Below are 255 nucleotides of genomic sequence, written 5' to 3'. Positions count from 1 at the left end.
GGTTCTCCTGGCCCACAAGATAACCGACGGCACCGCCGTGGTCGCCATACTGCAGCACGGCGGTCGGCGAGGCCTTGATGCCCATCTTGTGCTCGATGCTCACGCAGTGCACGTCGTTGCGCTCGCTCAAGCGACCGTCCTTGTTCACGAGGAACTTCGGCACCACGAACAGGCTGATGCCCTTCACGCCTTCGGGCGCGCCGGTGACGCGTGCGAGCACCAGGTGCACGATGTTCTCGGCCATGTCGTGCTCAC

The 255-nt window shown here is 64.3% G+C and carries 1 pseudogene; it reads right to left on the bottom strand.

Annotated elements, in window-relative coordinates:
• A pseudogene (locus IB278_RS33745) lies at window positions 1-255 on the bottom strand (acyl-CoA dehydrogenase); the annotation flags it as partial.

Origin of the sequence: Variovorax sp. VRV01, from assembly GCF_014852545.1 — a bacterium.
Taxonomy (GTDB): Bacteria; Pseudomonadota; Gammaproteobacteria; order Burkholderiales; family Burkholderiaceae_C; genus Variovorax; species Variovorax beijingensis_A.
The sequence above is the reverse complement of the archived record's forward strand: the minus strand, read 5'-3'. Positions and strand labels throughout refer to the sequence as shown.